The organism is Pseudomonas sp. OF001 (assembly GCF_904426495.1).
Lineage (GTDB): Bacteria > Pseudomonadota > Gammaproteobacteria > Pseudomonadales > Pseudomonadaceae > Geopseudomonas.
Genome location: NZ_CAJGBM010000004.1, coordinates 41325 through 67569 on the forward strand (window position 1 = coordinate 41325; position 26245 = coordinate 67569).

The window sequence follows — 26245 nt, forward strand, 5'->3', positions numbered from 1 at the left end:
GCGCCGACAGGGAGCCCCAGTTAAAGAGACCGGGGATTCTAGAGAAAGCCTCGGCACAGGTCAATTTCCAACCAGCGCTCGATGGCAGTCATCCACAGCCCTCGTCGTCGCTCTTACTTCCGCTCAGTCCTGCCTCGACGGTTGACGTCTCGTTCTCGCCTGCCCGGTCGGACGGACCTCGTCCCTGTCCGCATTCGATCAGCGATGGCGCACGGTTTTCCCCTGCCGATAATCAACACAGACAAGAAAGTGTTTAAAAGATCGTTCTGGTAATGATGTATATACAAGCCCATTTCTGTGGATAAGTAGCCAGAGACCATTATCCACAAGGCTTGGACGAAAACTGAAGCCTGTCGAGAAGAAGTGCGGCGCGTGTGCGGCAGCTTGGGGAAAGCTGGGGATGGATGGGCATCTTGTCCACAGGCGAGTTGCCAACCGACTTTTCCCGGAGGTTCTCGATGGGTTTGCCGTGCGGTTATCCACATGGGGATGGAGGTCCCTGGCGACGGGCGGTGAAAAAACGTGCGCAGCTCGGTCGTTCGCCTGCCGCAGAGCGCCAGGCATGTGGATAACTCGGCGCCTCGCCGCTACAATGTGTCCTTTGCCTGTCTATCAAGACGCTTTACCGAGCGAGGGAAACCGAGTGTCCGTGGAACTGTGGCAGCAGTGCGTGGAAGTCCTGCGCGACGAGCTGCCTTCCCAGCTGTTCAACACCTGGATCCGTCCGCTGCAGGTCGAAATGCATGGCGACGAGCTGCGCGTGTACGCGCCCAACCGCTTCGTGCTCGACTGGGTCAACGAGAAGTACATCGGCCGCCTGCTGGAACTGATGAACGAGCGCAGCGACGGCCAGGTGCCGGCGCTGTCGCTGCTGATCGGCAGCAAGCGCCCCGCGCCGCCGCGCCCGGCGCCCGCTCCGGTGGCGACGCCCGCCCCCGCCCCCGCGCCGGCCTTCGTGCCGGCCGCGGCGGAGATCGCCGCACCGGCGCTGGTCGAGGCCGTGGCCGAGGCGCCCAGCGCGCCGGCGGTGCGCACCGAGCGCAGCGTGCAGGTCGAGGGCGGCCTCAAGCACACCAGCTACCTGAACCGCAACTTCACCTTCGAGAACTTCGTCGAGGGCAAGTCCAACCAGCTGGCGCGCGCCGCCGCCTGGCAGGTGGCCGACAACCCCAAGCACGGCTACAACCCGCTGTTCCTCTATGGCGGCGTCGGCCTGGGCAAGACCCACCTGATGCACGCGGTGGGCAACCACCTGCTGAAGAAGAACCCCAACGCCAAGGTGGTCTACCTGCATTCCGAGCGCTTCGTCGCCGACATGGTCAAGGCCCTGCAGCTCAACGCGATCAACGATTTCAAGCGCTTCTACCGCTCGGTGGACGCCCTGCTGATCGACGACATCCAGTTCTTCGCCCGCAAGGAGCGCTCCCAGGAGGAGTTCTTCCACACCTTCAACGCCCTGCTCGAGGGCGGCCAGCAGGTGATCCTCACCAGCGACCGCTACCCGAAGGAGATCGAGGGCCTGGAGGAGCGGCTGAAGTCGCGCTTCGGCTGGGGCCTGACCGTGGCGGTCGAGCCGCCGGAGCTGGAGACCCGGGTGGCGATCCTGATGAAGAAGGCCGAACAGGCCAAGGTCGAGCTGCCCCACGACGCGGCGTTCTTCATCGCCCAGCGCATCCGCTCCAACGTGCGCGAGCTGGAAGGCTCGCTGAAGCGGGTGATCGCCCATGCCCACTTCACCGGCAGCGACATCAGCATCGAGCTGGTGCGCGAGTCGCTGAAGGATCTGCTCGCCCTGCAGGACAAGCTGGTCAGCATCGACAACATCCAGCGCACGGTGGCCGAGTACTACAAGATCAAGATCGCCGACCTGCTGTCCAAGCGCCGCTCGCGCTCGGTGGCGCGCCCGCGCCAGGTGGCCATGGCGCTGTCCAAGGAGCTGACCAACCACAGCCTGCCGGAGATCGGCGACGCCTTCGGCGGCCGCGACCACACCACCGTGCTGCACGCCTGCCGCAAGATCGCCGAACTTCGCGAGGAAGACGCCGATATCCGCGAAGACTACAAGAACCTGCTGCGCACCCTGACCACCTGACGGGCGCGCCCCCGCAAGCCGAGACTGAAGATGCATTTCACCATTCAACGCGAAGCCCTGCTCAAGCCGCTGCAACTGGTCGCCGGGGTCGTCGAACGCCGGCAGACCCTGCCGGTGCTGTCCAACGTGCTGCTGGTGGTGCAGGGCCAGCAGCTGTCTTTGACCGGCACCGACCTCGAGGTCGAGCTGGTCGGCCGCGTGGCCCTGGAAGAACCGGCCGAGGCCGGCGAGATCACCGTGCCGGCGCGCAAGCTGATGGACATCTGCAAGAGCCTGCCGTCCGATGCGCTGATCGACATCCGCGTCGACGAGCAGAAGCTGCTGATCAAGGCCGGGCGCAGCCGCTTCAGCCTGTCCACCCTGCCGGCCAACGACTTCCCCTCGGTGGAGGAAAGCCAGGGTTCGCTGACCTTCGCCGTGGCGCAGAGCAAGCTGCGCCGGCTGATCGAGCGCACCAGCTTCGCCATGGCCCAGCAGGACGTACGCTACTACCTCAACGGCATGCTGCTGGAGGTCAACGCCGGCCGCCTCAGCGCCGTGGCCACCGACGGCCACCGCCTGGCGCTGTGCGCGCTGGACGCCGGCCTCGAGGCGCCGGACAAGCACCAGGTCATCGTGCCGCGCAAGGGCATCCTCGAGCTGGCGCGCCTGCTCACCGAGCCGGACGAGCCGGTCAGCATCGTCCTCGGCCAGCACCACATCCGCGCCACCACCGGCGATTTCACCTTCACCTCCAAGCTGGTCGACGGCAAGTTCCCCGATTATCAGCGCGTTTTGCCGCGCAATGGCGACAAGCTGGTCGTCGGCGACCGCCAGGCGCTGCGCGAGGCGTTCAGCCGCACCGCGATCCTCTCCAACGAGAAGTACCGCGGCATCCGCCTGCTGCTGGCCAGCGGCCTGCTGAAGATCCAGGCCAACAACCCCGAGCAGGAGGAGGCCGAGGAAGAGGTGCAGGTCGACTACTTCGGCGACGCCCTGGAAGTCGGCTTCAACGTCAGCTACCTGCTCGACGTGCTCGGCGTGATGACCACCGACCAGGTGCGCATCACCCTGGCCGACGCCAACAGCAGCGCCCTGCTGCAGGAAGCCGGCAACGACGATTCGGCCTACGTCGTGATGCCGATGCGCCTGTGATCTGCTTGGGCGGATCCTGTGGACAAGATGTGCATGTACCTGCCACAGGGTCTGCCCCGCCACGATTCATGCGTACTGTACGTGGAACACCCTGTGGATAACATTGTGTACAAGCCGTTGAGTACCCTTATCCACATCGGCGGGCACCAGCCATGTCCCTGGTCCGCCTGAACGTCAGCGGCCTGCGCAACCTGCAGGCGGTGCAGCTCGCGCCCTCGCCGCGCATCAACCTGCTGCACGGCGACAACGGCAGCGGCAAGACCAGCGTGCTGGAGGCCATCCACCTGCTCGGCCTGGCCCGCTCGTTCCGCAGCAGCCGGCTGACCCCGGTGATCCAGCACGGCGCCGAGCAGGCCCTGGTGTTCGGCGAGGTGCGCCTGGCCGACGGCCGCCCGGCCAGCCTGGGCATCGCCCGCCAGCGCAGCGGCGACAGCCAGATCCGCATCGACGGGCAGAACGCGCGCAGCGCCGCGCAACTGGCCGAACTGCTGCCGCTGCAGCTGATCAACCCGGACAGCTTCCGCCTGCTCGAGGGCGCGCCCAAGGTGCGCCGGCAGTTCCTCGACTGGGGGGTGTTCCACGTGGAACCGCGGTTCCTCGACGCCTGGCAGCGCCTGCAGGCGGCCCTGCGGCAGCGGAACTCGTGGTTGCGCCATGGTAGAATCGACGCCGCTGCGCAGGCCGCCTGGGACCGCGAACTGACACTGGCCAGCGAGGCCATCGACGCCTACCGGCGCGCCTACATCCAGGCGCTCAAGCCGGTGTTCGAGCGCACCCTGGCGCAGCTGGTGGAACTGCCGGAGCTGACCCTCAGCTACTACCGCGGCTGGGACCGCGAACGCGACCTCGCCGAGGTGCTCGCCGCCGCTCTGCTGCGCGATCAGCAGCTCGGCCACACCCAGGCCGGACCGCAGCGCGCCGACCTGCGCCTGCGCATCGGCAGCCACAACGCCGCCGACATCCTCTCGCGCGGCCAGCAGAAGCTGGTGGTCTGCGCCCTGCGCATCGCCCAGGGGCACCTGGTCAACCAGGCCAAACACGGGCAGTGCGTCTACCTGGTGGACGACCTGCCCTCGGAACTCGACGAACAGCATCGTCACGCGCTGTGCCGCTTGCTGGAAGACCTCGACTGCCAGGTGTTCGTCACCGGCGTCGACGGCGAAACCCTCAAAGACGGCTGGCGCACGGACACGCCGGTCGCCATGTTCCACGTGGAGCATGGCCGTATTGAATCCTCGGGAGTGAAGGCATGAGCGAGAACAACACGTACGACTCCTCCAGCATCAAGGTGCTGAAAGGTCTGGACGCCGTACGCAAGCGCCCCGGCATGTACATCGGCGACACCGACGATGGCACCGGGCTGCACCACATGGTCTTCGAGGTGGTGGACAACTCCATCGACGAGGCGCTGGCCGGTCATTGCGACGAGATCAGCATCACCATCCACACCGACGAATCGATCACCGTGCGCGACAACGGCCGCGGCATTCCGGTGGATATCCACAAGGAAGAAGGCGTCTCCGCCGCCGAGGTCATCATGACCGTGCTGCACGCCGGCGGTAAGTTCGACGACAACAGCTACAAGGTCTCCGGCGGCCTGCATGGCGTCGGCGTGTCGGTGGTCAACGCGCTGTCCGAGCAGTTGGTGCTGACCATCCGTCGCAGCGGCAAGGTCTGGGAGCAGACCTACGTGCACGGCGTGCCGCAGGCGCCGCTGGCGCCGGTCGGCGACACCGAGGGCTCCGGTACGCAGATCCACTTCAAGCCGTCGGCCGAGACCTTCCGCAACATCCACTTCAGCTGGGACATCCTCGCCAAGCGCCTGCGCGAACTGTCGTTCCTCAACTCCGGGGTGGGCATCGTCCTCAAGGACGAGCGCAGCGGCAAGGAGGAGCTGTTCAAGTACGAGGGCGGCCTCAAGGCCTTCGTTGACTATCTGAACAACCACAAGACCGCGGTCAACCAGGTGTTCCACTTCAACGTGCAGCGCGAGGAAGACGGCGTCGGCGTCGAGGTGGCGCTGCAGTGGAACGACAGCTTCAACGAGAACATCCTCTGCTTCACCAACAACATCCCGCAGCGTGACGGCGGCACCCACCTGGCCGGCTTCCGCTCGGCGCTGACCCGCCATCTGAACAACTACATCGAGGCCGAGGGCCTGGCCAAGAAGTTCAAGGTGGCCACCACCGGCGACGACGCCCGCGAGGGCCTCACCGCGATCATCTCGGTCAAGGTGCCGGATCCCAAGTTCAGCTCGCAGACCAAGGACAAGCTGGTCTCCTCCGAGGTGAAGACCGCGGTCGAGCAGGAGATGGGCAAGTACTTCGGCGACTACCTGCTGGAAAACCCCAACGAGGCCAAGGCGGTGGTCGGCAAGATGCTCGACGCCGCGCGCGCCCGCGAGGCCGCGCGCAAGGCCCGCGAGATGACCCGCCGCAAGGGCGCGCTGGACATCGCCGGCCTGCCCGGCAAGCTGGCCGACTGCCAGGAGAAGGACCCGGCGCTGTCCGAACTGTACATCGTCGAGGGTGATTCGGCCGGCGGCTCGGCCAAGCAGGGTCGCAACCGCAAGACCCAGGCGATCCTGCCGCTCAAGGGCAAGATCCTCAACGTCGAGAAGGCGCGCTTCGACAAGATGCTCTCCTCCCAGGAGGTCGGCACCCTGATCACCGCACTGGGCTGCGGGATCGGCCGCGAGGAGTACAACATCGACAAGCTGCGCTACCACAACATCATCATCATGACCGATGCCGATGTCGACGGTTCGCACATCCGCACCCTGCTGCTGACCTTCTTCTTCCGCCAGCTGCCCGAGCTGATCGAGCGCGGCTACGTCTACATCGCCCAGCCGCCGCTGTACAAGGTCAAGAAGGGCAAGCAGGAGCAGTACATCAAGGACGACGAGGCCATGGAGGAATACATGACCCAGTCGGCCCTCGAGGACGCCAGCCTGCACGTCAACGACAGCGCCCCGGGCCTGTCCGGCGCTGCGCTGGAGAAGCTGGTCGGCGAATACCGCACGGTGATGAAGACCCTCGCCCGCCTGTCGCGACTTTATCCACAGGAGATCACCGAGCACTTCGTCTACCTGCCACGGGTCGGCGTCGAGCAGCTCGCCGACCAGGTCGCCATGCAGGCTTGGATCGAACAGCTCGGCGAGCGCCTCAAGGCTGTGGAAAAGTCCGGGCAGAGCTACCAGGTCAGCCTGCGCGAGGACCGCGAGCGCCACCTGTGGCTGCCCGAGGTGCAGACCGTCGCCCACGGCCTGTCCAGCTACGTCACCTTCAACCGCGACTTCTTCGCCAGCAACGACTACCGCACCGTCACCGACCTCGGCGCGCAGCTCAACAGCCTGCTCGAGGAAGGCGCCTATGTGCAGCGCGGCGAGCGCAAGAAGCCGGTGGCGACCTTCAAGGAAGCGCTCGACTGGCTGATGACCGAAAGCACCAAGCGCCACAGCATCCAGCGCTACAAGGGTCTCGGCGAGATGAACCCCGAGCAGCTGTGGGAAACCACCATGGACCCGACGGTGCGCCGCATGCTCAAGGTGACCATCGAGGACGCCATCGCCGCTGACCAGATCTTCAACACCCTGATGGGCGACGCCGTGGAACCGCGCCGCGACTTCATCGAGAGCAACGCGCTGGCGGTGTCGAATCTGGATGTGTGATCGGCAAATCTGTGGATAATCCGGTTATCCACAGATGAGACAGACAAAACCCCGGCAGACTTGCGTCTGCCGGGGTTTTGTTTTGCCGAGCGGCGAATTGCCTCAAGTATCGACCGAACGGTGCCGAAAAAGAGGGTAACCCTTGGAGAAAAAGCTACCTATGGACAACATGAACAACGCCTGGCGGTCGGGCGGCAGTGTCGCCAGCGTACTGGTCGATGCAGCCGGGCTGAGCCTGCCGGACAGCCGGGCTGTGGATATTTCGCTGCGGGCCAGCGTGGTGCTTGCGCTCAGGGTCTACAACTCACAGATTCTCGAGGGACAGTTGCGCCCGCATATCGCAATGGCGCTGGCGGCGCAGACGGTGGGCCAAGTACGCAGGATCATTGCGTCGGCCGATCGGCTGTTGCGTCGCTGAAGCCGAGGCAGAGGTTATCCACAGCGGTCAGCAAACCGATGGACAATGGCGTGGGAGCACGGCGTGAGTTCATCGAGAGCCGCGCTGGCGGTTCCGGATCTGTGATGGTCGCTGGAGGAAACCAAAGTGGCTGTGGATAAGTTCTGTCAGACATCGCTGGGCGGCCTGATCGAAGCTGGCCGTGTATGCAGCGAGACAATCCACAGGCGGTCTGCATATCGATATAGCAAATGGCTTACACGCACTGGCGGTTTTTGTTGCTGTCGCGCCTCAGGAGCGATCTCTAAGCTACAGGCATCCACCGAGCGAAAGGATGCGCCCGGAATCACGGATGATGGACCAGCGCCAGGAGGCGACCGACAGGATGTCGGATGGTCAGGAAAGAACCCGCTTCGGCGGGTTTTTTGTTGCCTGGAAAAAGCCAGCTGGTGCCTGGTCCTGCCGTCGCCGGCGCAGCCAGCCTCCCGGGGATCTGGGCCGCACCCGGCGCGGCATCGACAGCCATCCACAGGCCTATGGGGTTCTGAACCGGTACGACCACGCCGAGGGCGTGGTCAGGCGACCGGTGGCCATGAAGTGGGTCGAGCCCCATTCGGTGACCCGCTCGCGGCCGTCGAGGGTGAAGCGGGCGCGCACGCTCCAGAAATAGTGGCGCTTGCTCGCCAGCGGGCTGATCAGGGTGTGGCTCGCCCGGGGCAGGCTCTCGCCGCGATAGACGATGCTTCCCGGAGCGAGCTGGCGTGCCTCGGCGATCACCAGGTCGTAGCGCACGTTGTCGACCCGTGCCATCTCCGCCGGAGCGGCCGCGATGTCGCTGGGACGCGGGAAGGCCTGCCAGCGCAGGGTCGGGCGCGTCGAGGCGACGGGTGTCCAGACCAGCTGGCGGTCGAGGAAGCTGTCACCGGTCAGTTGGCCACGGTTGCGCGGCTCGAGCGGGGCGAGGCCGAACACCGAGGACAGCCAGCCGCTGCCGTGCATGCCGCGATCGGGAAACGGGTAGAGCAGGAAGACGCTGTCGTGGATGTGCGCGCCGAGGGCGGCATAGCCGCTCTGCAGGGCCTGCATCAGCGGCGCAGCGTTGTTCCTCGTCCACTCCGCGGGCAGGCGTCGCTCGCCCTGGAACAGATAGTCGGCATGGCTCAGTTCGCGATTGTCGCTGCTGCGGATCAGGCGTACCCGGGCCTGCATCAGCAGTTGCAGGGCACCCTTGCCGCCGCCGCTGGCAGCGCTGACCTCGCTCAGGCCGACCTCCAGCACCTGGTCGATTCCGGCGGCGGCCAGGGCGCGGTAGTCGCCCCGCTGCGTCGCCAGGCGGGTCTGCTCCGGGGCCGGACCGGCCAGTGCCCGCCCCTCGCTCACCGCCAGCTCCTCCACCTTGCGCCGCAGGGTCTCCTGGATTTCGCCGGCCTGCACGGCGGCGAGCAGGCTGCTCTCGGCGTGCCGGACACTGCTGGCGCGCGGGGCCTGCACTGCGCCGACCACGCCGCCGACCACGCCTGCGACGCCGCACAGGCCGAGGCCGATGATCAGCACCGCTCCGCAGATGTCGCCACTGCAGCCGGAGTGGCCGAGTTCGCCCAGGCAGTTGAGGAAGCTGCTGCCGGCGCCGCTGGCCGCGCCCGTGGCCTTGCCGCGCACCAGTCCTTCCAGCCGGACCTCCGGGGGCCGGGGGGCGGCCACCACCGCGATCCGCCCGAGGCTGGTCTGGTAGCGGGTATCGGGCACGGTCGGCGTCAGGCTGCAGGCGGACTGCCCGAGCAGGGCGAGGATCAGCCCCGTGCTGACGAGCTTCTGCCAGGGCGATGAGATGGGGCGGCGAGCTGGTCGGCGCATGGGCGGTACCTGGCGGAAGGGAGACAGTCATCAGTCTCGACCGCGGCGGCAGGTTTTGCCCGGCAAGCGTCGTCGGTCGGCAACCCCATCCCGGCCGCAGCGGGATGAGGCGCGTGCTCAGCCCCGCACGGCGCGCAGATCCAGGCGCCCGTCGCACAGCGGCGGGCACCAGTAGTAGCCGCCGGTGGTCGGCCGGCTGAAGCGGAACAGCGCGTCGACGATGCCGTCCTCGAGGCCGGCCATGCGTCTGAGCTGGGCCTCGAAGGCGGCGAAGGAGTGGCCGAAGGCGAGGAACACCAGGCCGGCCTGCTCGCCGTCGCTGAACGGCATCGAGCGGCGCACCACGAAGGCTTCCGGTGCGAAACTCTCCTGGGCGGTGCGCTTGACGTGGGCGGACGCCGGGGCGTCCTCCAGTTCCTCGTTGTCGCTCTGCCGGCGGCCGATGATGTCGTCCTGTTCGGCCTGCGGCAGGCGCTGGAAGTGGTCGAGGTCGTGGACCCAGTGCTGGATGGCGGCGAAGCTGCTGCCGTCGGCGGCGATGGCGGCGGCGACGGCCTCCTCGCCCAGCGGGTTCTCGGTGCCGTCCTCGTAGCCGGTCAGGTCGTGACCGTCGCGGTAGCGGAAGGCATCGCTGCTCTGCACCAGGCGCAGCGCCGGCTCCAGGGTGGCGACCAGTTCGCGCCGGCGGTGCAGCAGTTCGCCGCGGTCGTCGCCGCGCAGCCAGCACCACAGCGCGTGCTGGGTCGAGGGGATGTCCACGGCAGCGCCGTCGAGCACCGGGAAGCTGTGCAGGCCGTCGATGCGACTACCGAGAGCGCGCACCAGCGCGGCGCCGCAGCCGACCACGACGGCCTCGCCGTCGGCCAGCTGGCTCAGGCGGTCGAGGGCGGCCGGCAGGGCCTCGGTGGATTCGAGGGCGAAGAACAGGTGGCAGGCCTGCGCCGGGATGGGGCTGGCGAGGATGCCGGGCTGGCAAGGCGTCATGGGCAACTCCTGTAGGCGGAAAGACGCCATCTTAACCTCACGGCGGCGCGCTTGCTCCGTCGCCGGGCGCCTCGCCGCAGTGTACCGCCAGCCACACGGTCGGCCGGTCGGCGGCGGTGGCCTCGACGCGGTGGCGCTCGCCGGCGGGGATCAGCAGGTGGTCGCCGGGCCGCAGTTCGACCGGCTCGGCCTGCGAGGCCAGGCGCAGCACGGCGTGGCCGGCGAGCAGCAGTACCCACTCGTCCCAGGCCTGGTCGTACCAGAAGCCCGGCGGGCTGGCCTGGCCGTGGGAGACGATGCGCTCGACGCGGCAGCCGGGACGCCTGAGCAGGTCGTCGAAGCACTCGTTTGCGCGGGCATCGGGCAGCGGCTGGAACAGGTTGGCGGGCATGGCGTCGCTCCTCACCAGGCGAGGCGCAGGCGGCTGGCGAATTCGCGCTCGGCGCCGCTCAGCGGGTCGCGGAAGCGCAGGCTGCGGGCCAGCAGCTTGAGCGGCCGGTCGTAGTCGTCGGGCGCGTCGGCCGGCTGCGCCACCGGGTAGAACGGGTCGTTGCAGATCGGCGCGCCGAGCGCGGCCAGGTGCACGCGCAGCTGGTGCTGGCGGCCGGTGACCGGGAACAGCGCGTAGCGCCACAGCTCGCCATGGCGCTCCAGCACTTCCATCCGCGTCTCGCTGTTCGGCACGCCGGGCGCCTCGCGCATGCGGAAGAACGGCTCGCCGCGCACCAGCCGGCTCTCGTGGCGGTACGGGAACTCGAGGTCGGGCAGCGCCGGGGCGATGGCCTCGTAGCGCTTGTCGATCTGCCGCTCGCGGAACAGCGCGTGGTAGCGGTCGCGGCTGGCCGGATTGGTGGAGAACAGCAGCAGCCCGGCGGTGTGGCGGTCGATGCGGTGCAGCGGCACCAGCTGCGGATTGCCCAGGCGGCGGGTCAGGCGCGCCAGCAGGGTCTGCTCGACGTAGCCGCCGGAAGGGATCACCGGCAGGAAGTGCGGCTTGTCGACCACCAGCAGGTGCTCGTCGTGGTGGAGGATGTCCTCGACGAAGGGGATCGGCGTCTCCCGTTCCACCTCGCGGAAGTAGTGCACGCGCAGGCCTTCGCGGTACGGGTGCTCGGGCTCCAGCATGCGCCCCTCGCCGTCCAGCACCTTGCCGCGCTGCATGCGCGACTGCCAGCTGGCGCGGTCGATGGCCGGGAAGCGCGCGCACAGGCAGTCGAGCACCGTGGTCCAGTCGCCCGGCGGCAGGTGCAGGGTGCTGGGGCGCTGGGCAGTGGACGGCTCGGACATGACGGTTCCCGGTGGGCGGCTGGCTTGCCATTAGGCCGCAGCCGCAGCGCCTCGTCAAAACCCCCGGCGTCGCCCGCCGACGGACAGTCCCGGCTGCTACGCTGAGAGCTACCACAAGAGCAGCAGGGAGAACTGCCATGCGCATCGGGGTACCCAGGGAGATCAAGAACCACGAGTATCGGGTCGGCCTGACCCCGCAATCGGTGGCCGAGCTGCGCGCCCTCGGCCACCAGCTGTGGGTGGAGACCCAGGCCGGTGCGGCGATCGGCTTCAGCGACGCCGACTACGAGAAGGCCGGCGCGCACATCGCCGCCGACGCCGAGCAGGTGTTCGCCGAGGCCGAGCTGATCGTCAAGGTCAAGGAGCCGCTGGCTTCCGAACGCGCCCGCCTGGGCCGCCAGCACACCCTGTTCACCTACCTGCACCTGGCCGCCGACCGGCCGCAGACCGACGAACTGCTGGCCAGCGGCGCCACCTGCATCGCCTACGAGACGGTCACCGATGCCCAGGGCCGCCTGCCGCTGCTGGCGCCGATGTCCGAGGTGGCCGGGCGCATGGCCATCCAGGTCGGCGCCAGCTGCCTGGAGAAGGCCAAGGGGGGGCGCGGCGTGCTGCTCGGCGGAGTGCCCGGCGTGCCGGCGGGCAAGGTGGTGATCCTCGGCGGCGGCGTGGTCGGCAGCCAGGCCGCCGCCATGGCCATCGGCCTGGGCGCCGACGTCACCATCCTCGACAAGAACATGGACACCCTGCGCCGCCTCGACGCCCTGTACGGCAATCGCATCGCCACCCGCTACTCGACCCGCGCGGCGGTGTCCGAACTGGTGCAGGCGGCCGACCTGGTGATCGGCAGCGTGCTGATCCCCGGCGCGGCGGCGCCCAAGCTGATCAGCGCCGGCATGGTGCGGCAGATGAAGGCCGGCGCGGTGCTGGTCGACGTGGCCATCGACCAGGGCGGCTGCGCCGAGACCTCGCGGCCGACCTCCCATGCCCATCCGACCTACGTGGTCGACGGCGTGGTGCACTACTGCGTGACCAACATGCCCGGCGGCGTGGCGCGCACCGCGACCCTGGCGCTGAACAACGCCACCCTGCCCTTCGTCGTCGCCCTGGCCGACAAGGGCACGCGCCGCGCGCTGGAGGAGGACGAGCACCTGCGCCGCGGCCTCAACGTCGCTGCCGGCGTGCTGACCAACCCCGGCGTGGCGGCCAGCCACCAGCTGCCCCTGGTGCCGACCGAGGAGGCGCTGCTGCGCCTGCTCTGATGTTCCACGTGGAACAGGGCGACGGGCGTCACTCGTCGGGCAGGCCGCCCTCGACCTTCTTCAGCCGGTAGGCCAGCGCCGGGCGGGTCATGCCGAGCAGGCGCGCGGCGCGCGACACCTTGTGCTGGCCGCGGCGCATCGCCTCGCGCATCAGGATGGCCTCGACCTCGTCGAGGCCGATGCCGGCGTCGAGGATCTGCTCGACCCAGTGCCGCGCCGTCTCGGCGCCGCCGGCGGTCAGTTCGCCGGCGCGCGACAGGCGCACGCCGCCGCGCTGTCCCGCCAGCGCCAGGCCGGGGAACAGCGCCTCGACGCTGATGCTCTCGTTGCTGTCGGTGAGGATCACCCCGCGCTCGATGACGTTCTCCAGCTCGCGGATGTTGCCCGGCCAGGCGTAGTGCTGGCAGGCCTCCAGCGCCCGGTCGGAGAAGCCGAGGGTCTTCTTGGCGTACTGCTCGTGGAACTTCTTGAGGAAGTGCTCGGCGAGCAGCGGCAGGTCCTCGCGGCGCTCGCGCAGCGGCGGGATCTGCACCGGGAACACGTTGAGGCGGTAGTACAGGTCGGCGCGGAAGCGTCCGGCCTGCACCGCCTCGGCCAGATCCTCGTTGGTGGCGGCGATCACCCGCACGTCGATCTTGCGCGTCTGCTGGCCGCCGACCCGCTCCAGTTCGCCTTCCTGCAGCACGCGCAGCAGGGTGGCCTGGGCGCGCGGGGTCAGCTCGATCACCTCGTCGAGGAAGATGGTGCCGCCGTGGGCGCGCTCGAAGCGCCCGGCGCGCGACTGGCTGGCGCCGGTGTAGGCGCCCTTCTCCACGCCGAACAGCTCGGCCTCGATCAGGTCCGGCGGGATGGCCGCGCAGTTCACCGCGACGAACGGCTGCTCGGCGCGCGCGCTGCGCAGGTGCACGCTGCGCGCGATCACCTCCTTGCCCACCCCGGTCTCGCCGAGCAGCAGCACCGATACCTTGCCGCGCGCGGCCTTGTCGATGGTCTGGCAGATGCGCTGGTAGGCCGGCGACTGGCCGACGCCGTAGTACTGGCCGTCGTGGCTGTGCAGGCGGCTGCGCAGGGTGGCGACCTGCGACTGCAGCTCGTAGAGCTCCTCGATCACCGGGTCGTTCTTGAAGTAGGCCTTGAACTCGGCGGAGTCGGCCCACTCCTCGGCGGTCTTGCCGATCACCCGGCACTTGTCGTCGCCGCGGCCGCGGCAGCTGACTTCCTTGAAGATGATCTCGCGGCCCATGAATGCCGAGGTGTAGCTGCAGGCGTAGCCGAGCAGGGTCCAGCAGGCCGGCTGGTCCATCAGGCCCAGCTCGGTCTGGCAGATCTCCACCTCGAAGGAGTCCAGCCAGTCGATCTCGGCGTAGAAGCGGCCCTTCTCCACGTCGATGTCCACCTCGATCGGTCGCGAGCGCAGCATGCCCTTGAGCATGTGCAGCTGCGGGCCGGCGAGGAAGATGTCCAGCTCGCTGGAGTCGGGGCGCAGCTTGCGCGCCAGCTCGGCGTCCTTGAGCCCGGACTGGTAGCCCAGGCGCAGGAAGAAGCCCTTGGCGCGTTCGATGCCGAGCAGGTCGACCATCTCGCGGCGGAAGTTGGCCAGCGCCGACAGCGGCATCAGCAGCATGCGCTGCTCGCCCAGCCAGATCTTGCCTTCCTGGCTGACGAAGCGGATCTGGCTGCTGAGGTCCTGGATGTCCGGGTACTGCAGTTGCGGCTTGTACTTGATCGCCATTCGGGCGGGCCCCTTGCTTGTTGTTGTGGCGGGGAGGCGTGGCGCGCGTGGGCGGCCTATTGCTGCATGGAAACGGCTTGCCGGGAAAAAATCAACCAGATGATCAAAGAATGCGGAAATTGAGCATTTGCTGAATTTCTCCGTGCCGGGCGCCCGGGGCGGCGTGCGGCGGCGCCTGGCGCCGGCTGGCGGGTCCGGGAATTCACCAAATCATCAATTTCATCGCCACGCCATGCCTGCCTTCCGCCGTGCGACGAGCCTTTCCAGCTGCGCCGCGTGCCGAACATCAAATAAAAATCCTTTTAAATCAATGGCTTGTGATTGGTTGGCGGCCCCTTGCGGGTGGTTTGGCACAGCCGTTGCTCTTGTCCTCTCGCCCGGCAAGCCAAGTTGCCGAGGCCAGCCGCACAGACAAAAACAACAGGTACGGTCGTCATGAACACTGCCATCCGTGCGCGCGCCGAACAGCGCGAGCGCCGCATCTTCTTCCCTTCCGAGCGCCCTGCCCCCGCGCCTGCCCGTGGCGGCCTGCTGCGCCGTTTCCGTCTGGCTGCCAGGGCAGCCCTCGGCCTGCGCGGCTGAGGTGCGCCATGAGCCAGACCTTCCAGATCACCGAAACTGCCAGCGGCCAGCGCTTCGCCTGCGATGGCGAGCAGAACGTGCTGGCGGCCATGGAGCGTCATGCCCGGCGCTGCATCCCGGTCGGCTGCCGCGGCGGCGGCTGCGGCCTGTGCAAGGTGCAGGTGGTCAGCGGCGAATTCGACTGCGGACGGATGAGCCGCCGCCACGTCAACGCCATCGACCGTGAACAGGGCCTGGTGCTCGCCTGCCGGCTGTTCCCGCGCAGCGACCTGGCCATCCAGCGCCCGGCATCCGCCGAGCCTGTCGTGACGACGCCGGCGCGCTAGCGGCCGGCGAAACCGTTGGACCCCACAACAAAGACAAGAGGTGTCGAGATGAAAAAAGGTGTGATGCGTCCGGGACACATCCAGCTGCGCGTTCTGGACATGGCCAAGGCCCTGGAACACTACGTCGAGCTGCTCGGCCTGATCGAGGTCGACCGCGACGAGCGCGGCCGCGTGTACCTCAAGGGCTGGACCGAGGTCGACAAGTTCTCGGTGGTGCTGCGCGAGGCCGACGAGGCCGGTATGGACTTCATGGGCTTCAAGGTGCTCGACGATGCCACCCTCGGCCGCCTGACCGAGGACCTGGTGGCCTTCGGCTGCCTGGTGGAGAGCATCCCGGCCGGCGAGCTGAAGGGCTGCGGCCGCCGCGTGCGCTTCAGCGCGCCGACCGGCCACCGCTTCGAGCTGTTCGCCGACAAGGAGCAGACCGGCAAGTGGGGCCTGTCCGAGATCAACCCGGAAGCCTGGCCGCGCGGCCTCAAGGGCATGAAGGCGACCCGCTTCGACCACGCCCTGCTGTACGGCGGCAACCTGCCGGAAACCCTGCGCCTGTTCACCGAGGTGCTCGGCTTCGATCTGGCCGAGCAGGTGGTCGACCCGCACGGCAACCGCATCGCCCAGTTCCTCACCGTCGGCATGAAGGCCCACGACGTGGCGTTCATCCAGCACACCGAGCAGGGCAAGCTGCACCACGCCTCGTTCTTCCTCGAGACCTGGGACGACGTGCTGCGCGCCGCCGACCTGATCAGCATGACCAACACCTCGATCGACATCGGCCCGACCCGCCACGGCCTGACCCACGGCAAGACCATCTATTTCTTCGACCCGTCCGGCAACCGCAACGAGGTGTTCTGCGGCGGCGACTACCACTACCCGGACCATCCGCCGGTGACCTGGACCGCCGCCGAACTGGGCAAGGCGATCTTCTACCACGACCGCGAGCTCAACGAGCGCTTCCTCACCGTCCTGACCTGATTGCCACTGCCCAACGAGACTCATCCATGAAAGAGATCAAGCACTTCATCAACGGCGAATACGTCGGTTCCGCCAGCGGCAAGCTGTTCGACAACGTCAACCCGGCCAACGGCCAGGTGATCGCCAAGATCCACGAGGCCGGCGAGGCCGAGGTCGACGCCGCGGTTAAGGCCGCGCGCGCGGCGCTCAAGGGCCCGTGGGGCAAGATGACCGTGGCCGAGCGCACCGAGATCCTGCATCGCGTCGCCGACGGCATCACCGCGCGCTTCGACGAGTTCCTCGAGGCCGAATGCCTGGACACCGGCAAGCCGAAGTCGCTGGCCAGCCACATCGACATCCCGCGCGGCGCCGCCAACTTCAAGGTGTTCGCCGACCTGATCAAGAACGTCGCCACCGAGGCCTTCGAGATGGCCACCCCGGATGGCGTCGGCGCGCTGAACTACGGCGTGCGCCGCCCGAAGGGCGTGATCGGCGTGATCAGCCCGTGGAACCTGCCGCTGCTGCTGATGACCTGGAAGGTCGGCCCGGCGCTGGCCTGCGGCAACACCGTGGTGGTCAAGCCCTCGGAAGAGACCCCGACCACCACCGCCCTGCTCGGCGAGGTGATGAACGCCGCCGGCGTGCCGGCCGGCGTGTACAACGTGGTGCACGGCTTCGGCGGCAACTCGGCCGGCGCCTTCCTCACCGCCCACCCGGACGTCGACGCCATCACCTTCACCGGCGAGACCGGCACCGGCGAGACCATCATGCGCGCCGCCGCCAAGGGCGTGCGTCAGGTGTCGCTGGAGCTGGGCGGCAAGAACGCCGGCATCGTGTTCGCCGACTGCGACATGGACAAGGCCATCGAGGGCACCCTGCGCTCGGCCTTCGCCAACTGCGGCCAGGTGTGCCTGGGCACCGAGCGCGTCTACGTCGAGCGGCCGATCTTCGACGAGTTCGTCGCCCGCCTCAAGGCCGGCGCCGAGGCGCTGAAGATCGGCGAGCCGAACGACCCGAGCGCCAACTTCGGCTCGCTGGTCAGCCACAAGCACCGCGAGAAGGTCCTCTCCTACTACCAGAAGGCCAAGGACGAGGGCGCCACCATCGTCACCGGCGGCGGCGTGCCGGAGATGCCGGCGCACCTGGCCGGCGGCGCCTGGGTGCAGCCGACCATCTGGACCGGCCTGCCCGACGACTCCGCGGTGGTCACCGAGGAAATCTTCGGCCCGTGCTGCCACATCCGTCCGTTCGACACCGAGGAGGAAGCCATCGAGCTGGCCAACAGCCTGCCCTACGGCCTGGCCTCGGCGATCTGGACCGAGAACAGCTCGCGCGCCCACCGTGTCGCCGGGCAGATCGAGGCCGGCATCGTCTGGGTCAACAGCTGGTTCCTGCGCGACCTGCGCACCGCCTTCGGCGGCAGCAAGCAGTCGGGCATCGGTCGCGAAGGCGGGGTGCACTCGCTGGAGTTCTACACCGAGCTGAAGAACATCTGCGTGAAGCTGTGAGGCAGTCATGAACCAGCCCGTACAGAGCCCGGAAATCGGCCGCGAGATCGTCGCCGCCGGCTACCGCACCAACCTGCATGAGCAGGGCGAAGGCTTCCCGGTCCTGCTGATCCACGGCTCCGGCCCGGGCGTCACCGCCTGGGCCAACTGGCGCGGGATCATCCCGCAGCTGGCGCAGCAGCGCCGGGTGATCGCTCCGGACATGCTCGGCTTCGGCTACAGCGAGCGCCCGGCCGATGCGCAGTACAGCCAGCAGCGCTGGGTCGAGCATGCCATCGGCGTGCTCGACGCCCTCGGCATCCAGCAGGCCGACATCGTCGGCAACTCGTTCGGCGGCGGCCTGGCGCTGGCCCTGGCCATCCGCCACCCCGAGCGGGTGCGCCGGCTGGTGCTGATGGGCAGCGTCGGCGTGTCCTTCCCGATCACCGCGGGACTGGAGACCGCCTGGGGCTACACGCCGTCGCAGGCCAACATGCGCCAGCTGCTCGACCTGTTCGCCTACGACCGCAATCTGGTCAACGACGAGCTGGCCGAGCTGCGCTACCAGGCCAGCATCCGCCCGGGCTTCCAGGAGTCGTTCGCCGCCATGTTCCCGCCGCCGCGGCAGAACGGCGTCGACGACCTGGCCAGCGACGAGGCGGACATCCGCGCCCTGCCCCACCAGGCGCTGGTCATCCATGGCCGCGAGGACCGCATCATCCCGCTCGAGGCCTCGCTGCGCCTGGCCGAGCTGATCCCCAACAGCCAGCTGCACGTCTTCGGCCACTGCGGCCACTGGACCCAGATCGAACACGCCGGCCGCTTCGCCCGCCTGGTCGAGGACTTCCTCGCCGAGGCCGATGCCGCCGCCAACCTTCAGGAAAAATGCGCATGAACCAAGAACTGATCCAACAGCTCGGCGACGAGCTCTACCAGGCCATGCAGAGCCGCGAGGCCGTCGCCCCGCTGACCAGCCGCTTCGACCTGACCATCGAGGACGCCTACCAGATCTCCCTGCGCATGCTCGAGCGCCGCCTGGCTGCCGGCGAGCGGATCATCGGCAAGAAGATCGGCCTGACCAGCAAGGCGGTGCAGACCATGCTCGGCGTCAACCAGCCGGACTTCGGCTACCTGACCGACGCCATGGTGTTTAGCAGCGGCGCGACCATGCCGATCAGCGACCGCCTGATCCAGCCCAAGGCCGAGGGCGAGATCGCCTTCATCCTCAAGAAGGACCTGATGGGCCCCGGCATCACCAACGCCGACGTGCTGGCCGCCACCGAGTGCGTGATCCCCTGCTTCGAGGTGGTCGATTCGCGCATCCAGGACTGGAAGATCAAGATCCAGGACACCGTCGCCGACAACGCCTCCTGCGGCCTGTTCATCCTCGGCGACAACGCCGTCTCCCCGCGCCAGGTCGACCTGGTCACCTGCGGCATGGTGGTGGAGAAGAACGGCCAGCAGATCAGCACCGGCGCCGGCGCCGCCGCGCTGGGCTCGCCGGTCAACTGCGTGGCCTGGCTGGCCAACACCCTCGGCCACTTCGGCATCGGCCTGAAGGCCGGCGAGGTGATCCTCTCCGGCTCGCTGGTGCCGCTGGAGCCGGTCAAGGCCGGCGACTTCATGCGCGTCGACATCGGCGGCATCGGCAGCGCCAGCGTGCGTTTCACCTGACCGAACAAGAACAGGGGACAGACCCATGAGCAAGAAACTGAAAGCGGCGATCATCGGCCCGGGCAACATCGGTACCGACCTGGTGATGAAGATGCTGCGCTCGGAGTGGATCGAGCCGGTATGGATGGTCGGCATCGACCCCGAGTCCGACGGCCTCAAGCGCGCCCGCGAGTTCGGTCTGAAGACCACCGCCGAGGGCGTCGACGGCCTGCTGCCGCACGTCATCGCCGACGACATCCGCGTCGCCTTCGACGCCACCAGCGCCTACGCCCACGCCGAGAACAGCCGCAAGCTCAACGAGCTGGGCGTGCTGATGATCGACCTGACCCCGGCCGCCATCGGTCCGTTCTGCGTGCCGCCGGTGAACCTCAAGGAGCACGTCGGCAAGCTGGAGATGAACGTCAACATGGTCACCTGCGGTGGCCAGGCGACCATCCCGATGGTCGCTGCGGTATCGCGCGTGCAGCCGGTGGCCTACGGCGAGATCGTCGCCACCGTGTCGTCGCGTTCGGTCGGCCCGGGCACCCGCAAGAACATCGACGAGTTCACCCGCACCACCGCCGGCGCCATCGAGAAGGTCGGCGGCGCGAAGGAAGGCAAGGCGATCATCATCATCAACCCGGCCGAGCCGCCGCTGATGATGCGCGACACCATCCACTGCCTGACCGAGAGCGAGCCGGACCGCGACGCCATCACCGCGTCGGTGCACGCCATGCTCGCCGAGGTGCAGAAGTACGTGCCGGGCTACCGCCTGAAGAACGGCCCGGTGTTCGACGGCAACCGCGTGTCGATCTTCATGGAGGTCGAGGGCCTGGGCGACTACCTGCCCAAGTACGCCGGCAACCTGGACATCATGACCGCCGCCGGTCTGCGCACCGCCGAGATGTTCGCCGAGGAAATCGCCGCCGGCACCATCCAACTGCCGAGCCGCGAAGCTGCACTGGCCTGAGGGGAATAGCACGATGAATCTGCAAGGCAAGCAAGTCACCCTGCACGACATGAGCCTGCGCGACGGCATGCACGCCAAGCGCCACCAGATCAGCCTCGAGCAGATGGTCGCCGTGGCCACCGGCCTGGATGCCGCCGGCATGCCGCTGATCGAGATCACCCACGGCGACGGCCTCGGCGGGCGCTCGATCAACTACGGCTTCCCGGCGCACAGCGACGAGGAGTACCTCAGCGCGGTGATCCCCCAGCTCAAGCAGGCCAAGGTCTCCGCCCTGCTGCTGCCGGGCATCGGCACCGTCGACCACCTGAAGATGGCGGTGGACTGCGGCGTGTCGACCATCCGCGTCGCCACCCACTGCACCGAGGCCGACGTCTCCGAGCAGCACATCGGCATGGCGGCGAAGATGGGCGTCGACACCGTCGGCTTCCTGATGATGGCGCACATGGCCAGCCCGGAGAAGGTGCTGGAGCAGGCCCGCCTGATGGAAAGCTACGGCGCCAACTGCATCTACTGCACCGACTCGGCCGGCTACATGCTGCCCGACGAGGTGAGCACCAAGATCGGCCTGCTGCGCGCCGAGCTGAACCCGGCGACCCAGATCGGCTTCCACGGCCACCACAACATGGGCATGGCTATCGCCAACTCGCTGGCCGCCATCGAGGCCGGTGCGGTGCGCATCGACGGCTCGGTGGCGGGCCTCGGCGCCGGCGCCGGCAACACCCCGCTGGAAGTGCTGTGCGCCGTGCTCAAGCGCATGGGCGCCGAGACCGGCATCGACCTGTACAGGATCATGGACGTCGCCGAGGACCTGGTGGTGCCGCTGATGGACCAGCCGATCCGCGTCGACCGCGATGCCCTGACCCTGGGCTACGCCGGCGTGTACAGCTCGTTCCTGCTGTTCGCCCAGCGCGCCGAGAAGAAGTACGGCGTGCCGGCCCGCGACATCCTCGTAGAACTCGGTCGCCGCGGTACCGTCGGCGGCCAGGAAGACATGATCGAAGACCTGGCCCTCGACATGGCCAAGGCCCGCCAGACCCAGAAGGTGACCGCATGAACCGTACCCTGACCCGCGAACAGGTGCTGGCCCTGGCCGAGCACGTCGAAGGCGCCGAGCTGAATGTCCACGACATTCCGAAGATCACCAACGACTACCCGCAGATGACCTTCGCCGACGCCTACGATATCCAGTGGGAGATCCGTCGCCGCAAGGAGGCCCGTGGCAACAAGACCGTCGGCCTGAAGATGGGCCTGACCTCCTGGGCGAAGATGGCGCAGATGGGCGTGGAGACGCCGATCTACGGCTTCCTCTCCGACTACTTCAGCGTGCCGGACGGCGGCGTGGTGGACTGCTCCAAGCTGATCCACCCGAAGATCGAGGCGGAAATCTCCGTGGTCACCAAGGCGCCGCTGCACGGCCCGGGCTGCCACATCGGCGACGTGATCGCGGCGATCGACTACGTGATCCCCACCGTCGAGGTGATCGACTCGCGCTACGAGAACTTCAAGTTCGACCTGATCAGCGTGGTGGCCGATAACGCCTCCTCGACCCGCTACATCACCGGCGGCCAGATGGCCAACCTCGAGGACGTCGACCTGCGTACCCTCGGCGTGGTGATGGAGAAGAACGGCGAGGTGGTGGAAGTCGGCGCCGGCGCCGCGGTGCTCGGCCATCCGCTGTCCAGCGTGGCCATGCTGGCCAACCTGCTGGCCGAGCGCGGCGAGCACATCCCGGCCGGCACCTTCATCATGACCGGCGGCATCACCGCCGCCGTGGCGGTGCAGCCGGGCGACAACGTCACCGTGCGCTACCAGGGCCTGGGCAGCGTGTCGGCCCGCTTCGTCTGAGTTCACCCCTGTTGCCCCGGCCGCTGGCCGGGGACTTTTTCGCGAGGAACCGTCTCATGCCGATTGCCCATGTGCACATCATGGAAGGCCGCAGCGCGGAACAGAAGGAAGCGATGATCCGCGAGGTCAGCGAGGCGCTGGCGCGCACCCTCGACTCGCCGCTGGACCGCGTGCGGGTGCTGATCACCGAGGTGCCCAAGGATCACTGGGGCATCGGCGGCGAGCCGGCCAGCAAGGTGCGCCGCTGAGCGCGCCCCTGCCCTGCTGTCAGCAAAGCCCGGCTCGCCGGGCTTTGTCGTTTCTGCGCGGTGTGTTCCACGTGGAACAGGTGCTGCGGTGAGCCTGCCGCTAGTGGATGTTCCACGTGGAACCATTCAGGCCGGGCGCAGGAACAGGGCGCGCTGCGCCAGCGGCGGCAGGTAGCAGAGAGAGGCGACGTCCAGCCACAGCCACCATGCACCGCCACAGGCGAAGAGCCGTCCGCTATCATCCGGGGTTATCTGCAGCGGCGGGCTGGAAAACATGCCCATTGTCACCTGTAGAACGGCGCCCTGCTCGGGCAGCGCCAGGTGACAGCGCTGGCCGCCGCACAGCGTGGCAAGCTTGTGGCCATCGGCGAGGACGTCCAGTGCCATCGAGCTTGCGAAGTAACCGCGCTGGCGGTGGAGTTCGATCTGCATGGTGGTCTCCACGGGCTCATGGCCAGAGCAGGTTGCCGCCAGCTTCGGGAAACTGCAGGTGCTCGAGTTCGTGACGTTGCAGTTCCCGGCCGGTCCAGATGTACACCTTGCGCGCTCCTGCGACCGACAGCAGCTCGTAGAAACCGCGGGTTTCGATCACAGTCAGGCCGCCCTCTAGATGCTCCAGCAGCTGCAGGACCACCGTTGGCCTTGGGCGCAGCAGGGCGGGCGGCTGGACCCTTTTCAGCAGCAACTGCAGGGTCTTCTCCGCCACCGCGAAGTCGGCCAGCAGGGTGCGCGGATGACGGAAACCGTTGGCCAGCTCGACGCCGTCGCGGTCGCGCAGGGCCAGTGCTTCGTTGCCGATGGCCAGCGGCACGCGCTTGCCGCGCTCTTCGGTACGCAGGGCCAGCACTGGCGCCTCGCTGAAGCTCTTGCCGGACTCCACGTGAAGGACGCGCAGCAGGTCGGCCTGCAGGCGGATATAGAGGGTGTTGCGGAAAAGGTTGAGCATGCTGGTCTATCGGCTGGAAGTGGGCGAGTCGGGATTCGACTGGTGCAGCATCTCTTGCACCTGGCGAACGGCTGGAGGTGGCGCAGGCGCTGGCTGGGGCCGACTGTCGAGCTCGACGCGGATGCCGCGCCGGCTGGTCGGCGGCGTCCTGATCTTGCGAGCATCGCAGCGGATGACCAGCCGGTCTGCCGCCTGCCAGGCGATGGCCGCCTCGCCCTTGCAGTAGCCGGCAAAGGCCAGCTCGCCGAAGTGCTGCGGCAGCGGCAGCCACGCCGGGGCGAGGTACAGGTGCAGGCCGTAGGGCGCATGGCCGGGCTTGCTGCTTTCGTGGATCAGGCTCAGTAGGTGGGCGGTCGTCCCGCCGGCGGGCGAGTCGATGCTGGCCCGAGTCTCCCAGATGGCGAAGTTCTCGAACCAGAACAGGAAGGCGAACCAGGCGAACGGTAGCAGGCTCAGCTTGCACAACAGGCGGGCCAGCGGATGCTTCGGCAGCATGGCTGTTTCCTGCTTAGCGCAGCTGCTGACGCGCCTGCGCCACCAGCTCGCCGTTGTCCGGATGCACCGTGAGGGCGTTGTTCAGATCGACCACCGGCAGCAGGTAGCGGCGCACCTCGAGCCCGGCGTTCTGCATGCGCCGGTGCAGCAGGTCGGCCACCGCCGGCTCGTCCACCGAGTGGTACCGGTAGCGGATGCCGGCCTGGTTGAGCTGGCGCAGGGTGGCCTGAGTGTAGCCGCAGGCGTCACGGCCGTAGACCGCCAGGTAGGGCTCGGCGTGCAGCGGGGCGTTGCTTTCGAGAGAGGCGCGGGAGAAGTGCTCCCAGGCCTGGTAACCGCCGCCGCACAGGGCGAGCAGCAGGAGAAGGTTGCGCATGGACAAGTCCGTTTGTCGTAGGCGGGAGCAGCATTCTGGCTGAGCCGGCCGGCGCGGGCTGCGCGCCGGTTGGCAGGGCGCGGGCTCAGGTCAGCGGCAGACGCAGGTGGATCAGCATGATGGGCTGCTGACGGTCATCCAGCCTTTCCTCGAGGGCGAAGGGGGTGTAGCCGAGCCGCGAGTACAGCAGCAGGCCGGCGGTATTGCGGTTGAAGCAGGACACCCGCAGCTCGCGGGCGCCGTGGCGCTCGGCGGCCAGCCGGGCCATCCGTTGCATCAGGAAGCCCGCCACGCCCTGGCGCCGTGCCTGCGCTGCCACCGCGACGTTGCCGACCCAGCAGGCGCCCTCCTCGCGCCTGTAGATGTTGGCGAAAGCCAGCACCTCTTCGCCGCGGCACACCACGCTGGAATCGCTGCGCTGGGCGATGCTGGCGGCCAGCTGTTCGACGTCGAGCGGGAAGCGGGCGCGCGGGGCGAGGTAGTACAGCTCCTCGGCACTCCGGGCAAAGCTGCAGATGGCGGGCAGGTCGGCGTCGCGGACCGGGCGGAAATCGAGATCGGTGTTCATCCTGAACTCTTGGTAGATGGGTTGTGGAAAAGTGCTTCGACGGCTTGCGCTGAGGCGTCAAACTTCTGGCTGTGGACAGTTTTTGTCCACAGCCGGGGGAGATCATTTCTGCTGGCGCAAGGCCTGGCCGGCGGCGGACAGCCGGTATTGCTGGCGGCTGCTCTTGGGCTTGTCGGGAATGGTCATCTCGATCAGCCCGGCCTCCAGCGCCGGCACCAGATACAGGGTGCGGAAGTTGGCGTCGCTCTTCAGGCCGAGGGCGTCCTGCAGGGCCTTGCGGCTCATCACCCCGTCGCAGGCGCCGATCAGGCGGCGGACTTCACTGGTGACATGACCTGCAACATGACTTCTTTCTTCACCTGCAGCATGTATGTTGACTTCACCTGCATCTTCACCTGTGACATGACCTGCAGCTTCGCCTGCGACAGCACTTTTCACTTCGCCTGTCGGCATGGAAAAAGTCCGCGAGGCCGCGGAACGCGGGTACTGGCGCGGCAGCGCACGGGTATAGGCGAACTCCAGCCACAGGCCGTCCTGCTCATGGCGCAGCAGTGGTTCGACCACGCCGTGGACGCGGCAGGCGCCGAGCAGACGGTCGATGCCCAGACCCCAGGCCTCGATCAGCCCGGCGCGCTGGAAGGCGCTGGCGATGTCCGGGTTGCCGGGGCGCGACAGGTGACGGGTGCGCAGACTGGCGACGCTCCAGCCATGCGGCAGGCGCGCGGGGTTCCACAGGCTGATGCGGTCGTCGTGCAGGCGGATCTGGATGGGGATGCCGCTGGCGTAGTCCTTGTGCACCAGGGCGTTGAGCAGCGCCTCGCGCAGCGCCGTCAGCGGCAGCGGCCAGGCCGCCGGCGCGCGAGGCTGCCCGTCGGGGTCATGCCGCAGGTGCGCCTCCAGCAGCGCCAGGGCGTGCTCGAACTGGGCGAACAGCGGGCCGCCGATGGCGTGCTGCTCGACCAGGCCCTGCTCGCGGTCGAAGCGGCCGACGCGGACGTAGGCGCCGCCGACCAGTTTTTCCGGCTCGGCATGGAACAGCAGCACGGCGGCGCGCTTGAGGTGGAACAGCTGCAGCTGCTCGAGCAGCACGGCGCCGCCCTCCTCCGCTGCGCCGCTGCGCCGCTGGAAATCGGCCAGTGCGTCGGCGTCGAGATCGGCCAGGCGCAGCTGCGGCACCGCCTGGTCGTCCCAGCTGCCACCGGTTTCGGGGGGAAGGAAACGGTCGCTGGCCGCCTCGGTCGGGAGGCCTTTCCACTCGAGGTCTGCTGGTTCTTTCATCCGCGATACCCTGTTTGCGCGCGAGAGCAGCGGGCATGTTAACCAAATGGCGCGGAGGGCGGGCGAGGGCGGACGTGCTTTCGTTCAAGTTCCGCGCATGCCGCCGGG

The 26245-nt window shown here is 68.0% G+C and carries 27 protein-coding genes; 16 read left to right on the top strand and 11 right to left on the bottom strand.

Features of this window, described 5'->3' with window-relative positions:
- Nucleotides 1-643 precede the first annotated feature (643 nt).
- The 5 genes from dnaA (at nucleotide 644) to RA210_RS03775 (ending at nucleotide 7314) form a co-directional block, all read left to right on the top strand.
- Nucleotides 644-2092, top strand: coding sequence for a chromosomal replication initiator protein DnaA (gene dnaA, locus RA210_RS03755; RefSeq protein ID WP_201485443.1), 1449 nt, complete (start codon nucleotides 644-646; stop codon nucleotides 2090-2092).
- Between the two features lie 30 nt (nucleotides 2093-2122).
- Nucleotides 2123-3226, top strand: coding sequence for a DNA polymerase III subunit beta (gene dnaN / locus RA210_RS03760; protein WP_136490002.1), 1104 nt, complete (start codon nucleotides 2123-2125; stop codon nucleotides 3224-3226).
- A 152-nt stretch (nucleotides 3227-3378) separates the two neighbouring features.
- The gene (recF, locus tag RA210_RS03765; RefSeq protein ID WP_136490003.1) at nucleotides 3379-4479 is read left to right on the top strand and encodes a DNA replication/repair protein RecF; all 1101 of its coding nucleotides are present in this window, start codon (nucleotides 3379-3381) and stop codon (nucleotides 4477-4479) included.
- On the top strand, nucleotides 4476-6896 hold the full coding sequence (gyrB, locus tag RA210_RS03770) for a DNA topoisomerase (ATP-hydrolyzing) subunit B (RefSeq protein ID WP_136490004.1): 2421 nt from the start codon (nucleotides 4476-4478) through the stop codon (nucleotides 6894-6896). Before recF ends, gyrB begins: the two co-directional genes overlap by 4 nt.
- A 160-nt stretch (nucleotides 6897-7056) precedes the next feature.
- Nucleotides 7057-7314, top strand: a complete 258-nt coding sequence (locus tag RA210_RS03775) for a hypothetical protein (RefSeq protein WP_201485444.1) — start codon at nucleotides 7057-7059, stop codon at nucleotides 7312-7314.
- 513 nt (nucleotides 7315-7827) lie between these two features.
- Here RA210_RS03775 and RA210_RS03780 read toward each other — a convergent pair.
- The 4 genes from RA210_RS03780 to RA210_RS03795 form a co-directional block, all read right to left on the bottom strand.
- Entirely contained in the window at nucleotides 7828-9147 is a 1320-nt protein-coding gene (locus tag RA210_RS03780) for a hypothetical protein (protein ID WP_136490006.1), read from the bottom strand.
- A gap of 117 nt (nucleotides 9148-9264) precedes the next feature.
- Nucleotides 9265-10131 (bottom strand): Dyp-type peroxidase, encoded by an 867-nt coding sequence (locus RA210_RS03785; protein WP_136490007.1) that lies wholly within the window; start codon nucleotides 10129-10131, stop codon nucleotides 9265-9267.
- A 37-nt stretch (nucleotides 10132-10168) separates the two neighbouring features.
- Nucleotides 10169-10522 carry a cupin domain-containing protein gene (locus tag RA210_RS03790; RefSeq protein WP_136490008.1) on the bottom strand — a complete coding sequence of 118 codons (354 nt, stop codon included), beginning with the start codon at nucleotides 10520-10522 and terminating at the stop codon, nucleotides 10169-10171.
- Nucleotides 10523-10533: 11 nt separating this feature from the next.
- On the bottom strand, nucleotides 10534-11418 hold the full coding sequence (locus RA210_RS03795; RefSeq protein ID WP_136490009.1) for a pseudouridine synthase: 885 nt from the start codon (nucleotides 11416-11418) through the stop codon (nucleotides 10534-10536).
- 137 nt (nucleotides 11419-11555) lie between these two features.
- Between RA210_RS03795 and ald the strand changes: the two genes are divergently transcribed.
- Nucleotides 11556-12680, top strand: coding sequence for an alanine dehydrogenase (gene ald / locus RA210_RS03800; RefSeq protein WP_201485445.1), 1125 nt, complete (start codon nucleotides 11556-11558; stop codon nucleotides 12678-12680).
- A 28-nt stretch (nucleotides 12681-12708) separates the two neighbouring features.
- Here the strand turns inward: ald and RA210_RS03805 are convergent, their stop codons facing one another.
- On the bottom strand, nucleotides 12709-14412 hold the full coding sequence (locus RA210_RS03805) for a sigma-54-dependent Fis family transcriptional regulator (RefSeq protein ID WP_201485446.1): 1704 nt from the start codon (nucleotides 14410-14412) through the stop codon (nucleotides 12709-12711).
- Between the two features lie 435 nt (nucleotides 14413-14847).
- Here RA210_RS03805 and RA210_RS03810 point away from each other — a divergent pair, with 435 nt between their 5' ends.
- The 10 genes from RA210_RS03810 to RA210_RS03855 are packed head-to-tail and all read left to right on the top strand — an operon-like array spanning nucleotide 14848 to nucleotide 22474.
- Complete coding sequence (locus tag RA210_RS03810) at nucleotides 14848-14994, top strand: hypothetical protein (RefSeq protein ID WP_168772516.1); 147 nt, start codon at nucleotides 14848-14850, stop codon at nucleotides 14992-14994.
- 8 nt (nucleotides 14995-15002) lie between these two features.
- Nucleotides 15003-15320, top strand: a complete 318-nt coding sequence (locus RA210_RS03815; RefSeq protein ID WP_136490013.1) for a 2Fe-2S iron-sulfur cluster-binding protein — start codon at nucleotides 15003-15005, stop codon at nucleotides 15318-15320.
- Between the two features lie 48 nt (nucleotides 15321-15368).
- On the top strand, nucleotides 15369-16292 hold the full coding sequence (locus RA210_RS03820; RefSeq protein WP_136490014.1) for a catechol 2,3-dioxygenase: 924 nt from the start codon (nucleotides 15369-15371) through the stop codon (nucleotides 16290-16292).
- Nucleotides 16293-16318: 26 nt separating this feature from the next.
- A complete protein-coding gene (locus RA210_RS03825) occupies nucleotides 16319-17779 on the top strand; it encodes a 2-hydroxymuconic semialdehyde dehydrogenase (RefSeq protein WP_201485447.1) in 1461 nt (486 codons plus the stop codon).
- 7 nt (nucleotides 17780-17786) lie between these two features.
- Complete coding sequence (locus RA210_RS03830; protein WP_201485448.1) at nucleotides 17787-18653, top strand: alpha/beta fold hydrolase; 867 nt, start codon at nucleotides 17787-17789, stop codon at nucleotides 18651-18653.
- Nucleotides 18650-19432 carry a 2-oxopent-4-enoate hydratase gene (gene dmpE, locus RA210_RS03835; RefSeq protein ID WP_201485449.1) on the top strand — a complete coding sequence of 261 codons (783 nt, stop codon included), beginning with the start codon at nucleotides 18650-18652 and terminating at the stop codon, nucleotides 19430-19432. The genes RA210_RS03830 and dmpE overlap by 4 nt, the downstream gene beginning before the upstream one ends.
- Before the next feature lie 25 nt (nucleotides 19433-19457).
- Complete coding sequence (locus RA210_RS03840; protein ID WP_090350892.1) at nucleotides 19458-20381, top strand: acetaldehyde dehydrogenase (acetylating); 924 nt, start codon at nucleotides 19458-19460, stop codon at nucleotides 20379-20381.
- Between the two features lie 13 nt (nucleotides 20382-20394).
- Nucleotides 20395-21435, top strand: coding sequence for a 4-hydroxy-2-oxovalerate aldolase (gene dmpG / locus RA210_RS03845; RefSeq protein WP_201485450.1), 1041 nt, complete (start codon nucleotides 20395-20397; stop codon nucleotides 21433-21435).
- Nucleotides 21432-22226, top strand: a complete 795-nt coding sequence (gene dmpH / locus RA210_RS03850; RefSeq protein ID WP_201485451.1) for a 2-oxo-3-hexenedioate decarboxylase — start codon at nucleotides 21432-21434, stop codon at nucleotides 22224-22226. Before dmpG ends, dmpH begins: the two co-directional genes overlap by 4 nt.
- A gap of 23 nt (nucleotides 22227-22249) precedes the next feature.
- The gene (locus RA210_RS03855; RefSeq protein ID WP_256659053.1) at nucleotides 22250-22474 is read left to right on the top strand and encodes a 4-oxalocrotonate tautomerase; all 225 of its coding nucleotides are present in this window, start codon (nucleotides 22250-22252) and stop codon (nucleotides 22472-22474) included.
- Nucleotides 22475-22600: 126 nt separating this feature from the next.
- Here RA210_RS03855 and RA210_RS03860 read toward each other — a convergent pair whose 3' ends face one another.
- The 6 genes from RA210_RS03860 to RA210_RS03885 form a co-directional block, all read right to left on the bottom strand.
- Complete coding sequence (locus RA210_RS03860; RefSeq protein ID WP_201485452.1) at nucleotides 22601-22906, bottom strand: hypothetical protein; 306 nt, start codon at nucleotides 22904-22906, stop codon at nucleotides 22601-22603.
- Nucleotides 22907-22922: 16 nt separating this feature from the next.
- Nucleotides 22923-23420: a hypothetical protein gene (locus tag RA210_RS03865; RefSeq protein WP_201485453.1), complete on the bottom strand. Its 498-nt coding sequence runs from the start codon at nucleotides 23418-23420 to the stop codon at nucleotides 22923-22925.
- 6 nt (nucleotides 23421-23426) lie between these two features.
- Nucleotides 23427-23915 (bottom strand): hypothetical protein, encoded by a 489-nt coding sequence (locus RA210_RS03870; protein WP_201485454.1) that lies wholly within the window; start codon nucleotides 23913-23915, stop codon nucleotides 23427-23429.
- A gap of 13 nt (nucleotides 23916-23928) precedes the next feature.
- Entirely contained in the window at nucleotides 23929-24291 is a 363-nt protein-coding gene (locus RA210_RS03875; protein WP_201485455.1) for a glutaredoxin family protein, read from the bottom strand.
- 85 nt (nucleotides 24292-24376) lie between these two features.
- Complete coding sequence (locus RA210_RS03880) at nucleotides 24377-24859, bottom strand: GNAT family N-acetyltransferase (protein ID WP_201485456.1); 483 nt, start codon at nucleotides 24857-24859, stop codon at nucleotides 24377-24379.
- Between the two features lie 102 nt (nucleotides 24860-24961).
- Complete coding sequence (locus RA210_RS03885) at nucleotides 24962-26137, bottom strand: Fic family protein (protein ID WP_201485457.1); 1176 nt, start codon at nucleotides 26135-26137, stop codon at nucleotides 24962-24964.
- Nucleotides 26138-26245: the final 108 nt, after the last annotated feature.

Bases quoted from the DNA above. Each gene is read 5' to 3' on its own strand.
- dnaN (WP_136490002.1), top strand. From the start codon at position 2,123: ATGCATTTCACCATTCAACGCGAAGCCCTGCTCAAGCCGCTGCAACTG.
- RA210_RS03880 (WP_201485456.1), bottom strand. From the start codon at position 24,859: ATGAACACCGATCTCGATTTCCGCCCGGTCCGCGACGCCGACCTGCCC.
- RA210_RS03840 (WP_090350892.1), top strand. From the start codon at position 19,458: ATGAGCAAGAAACTGAAAGCGGCGATCATCGGCCCGGGCAACATCGGT.
- RA210_RS03805 (WP_201485446.1), bottom strand. From the start codon at position 14,412: ATGGCGATCAAGTACAAGCCGCAACTGCAGTACCCGGACATCCAGGAC.
- RA210_RS03815 (WP_136490013.1), top strand. From the start codon at position 15,003: ATGAGCCAGACCTTCCAGATCACCGAAACTGCCAGCGGCCAGCGCTTC.
- RA210_RS03865 (WP_201485453.1), bottom strand. From the start codon at position 23,420: ATGCTCAACCTTTTCCGCAACACCCTCTATATCCGCCTGCAGGCCGAC.
- RA210_RS03870 (WP_201485454.1), bottom strand. From the start codon at position 23,915: ATGCTGCCGAAGCATCCGCTGGCCCGCCTGTTGTGCAAGCTGAGCCTG.
- RA210_RS03860 (WP_201485452.1), bottom strand. From the start codon at position 22,906: ATGCAGATCGAACTCCACCGCCAGCGCGGTTACTTCGCAAGCTCGATG.
- RA210_RS03795 (WP_136490009.1), bottom strand. From the start codon at position 11,418: ATGTCCGAGCCGTCCACTGCCCAGCGCCCCAGCACCCTGCACCTGCCG.
- RA210_RS03825 (WP_201485447.1), top strand. From the start codon at position 16,319: ATGAAAGAGATCAAGCACTTCATCAACGGCGAATACGTCGGTTCCGCC.
- gyrB (WP_136490004.1), top strand. From the start codon at position 4,476: ATGAGCGAGAACAACACGTACGACTCCTCCAGCATCAAGGTGCTGAAA.
- ald (WP_201485445.1), top strand. From the start codon at position 11,556: ATGCGCATCGGGGTACCCAGGGAGATCAAGAACCACGAGTATCGGGTC.
- dmpE (WP_201485449.1), top strand. From the start codon at position 18,650: ATGAACCAAGAACTGATCCAACAGCTCGGCGACGAGCTCTACCAGGCC.
- RA210_RS03790 (WP_136490008.1), bottom strand. From the start codon at position 10,522: ATGCCCGCCAACCTGTTCCAGCCGCTGCCCGATGCCCGCGCAAACGAG.
- RA210_RS03780 (WP_136490006.1), bottom strand. From the start codon at position 9,147: ATGCGCCGACCAGCTCGCCGCCCCATCTCATCGCCCTGGCAGAAGCTC.
- RA210_RS03775 (WP_201485444.1), top strand. From the start codon at position 7,057: ATGGACAACATGAACAACGCCTGGCGGTCGGGCGGCAGTGTCGCCAGC.
- dmpH (WP_201485451.1), top strand. From the start codon at position 21,432: ATGAACCGTACCCTGACCCGCGAACAGGTGCTGGCCCTGGCCGAGCAC.
- RA210_RS03810 (WP_168772516.1), top strand. From the start codon at position 14,848: ATGAACACTGCCATCCGTGCGCGCGCCGAACAGCGCGAGCGCCGCATC.
- recF (WP_136490003.1), top strand. From the start codon at position 3,379: ATGTCCCTGGTCCGCCTGAACGTCAGCGGCCTGCGCAACCTGCAGGCG.
- RA210_RS03785 (WP_136490007.1), bottom strand. From the start codon at position 10,131: ATGACGCCTTGCCAGCCCGGCATCCTCGCCAGCCCCATCCCGGCGCAG.
- dmpG (WP_201485450.1), top strand. From the start codon at position 20,395: ATGAATCTGCAAGGCAAGCAAGTCACCCTGCACGACATGAGCCTGCGC.
- RA210_RS03820 (WP_136490014.1), top strand. From the start codon at position 15,369: ATGAAAAAAGGTGTGATGCGTCCGGGACACATCCAGCTGCGCGTTCTG.
- RA210_RS03830 (WP_201485448.1), top strand. From the start codon at position 17,787: ATGAACCAGCCCGTACAGAGCCCGGAAATCGGCCGCGAGATCGTCGCC.
- RA210_RS03875 (WP_201485455.1), bottom strand. From the start codon at position 24,291: ATGCGCAACCTTCTCCTGCTGCTCGCCCTGTGCGGCGGCGGTTACCAG.
- RA210_RS03885 (WP_201485457.1), bottom strand. From the start codon at position 26,137: ATGAAAGAACCAGCAGACCTCGAGTGGAAAGGCCTCCCGACCGAGGCG.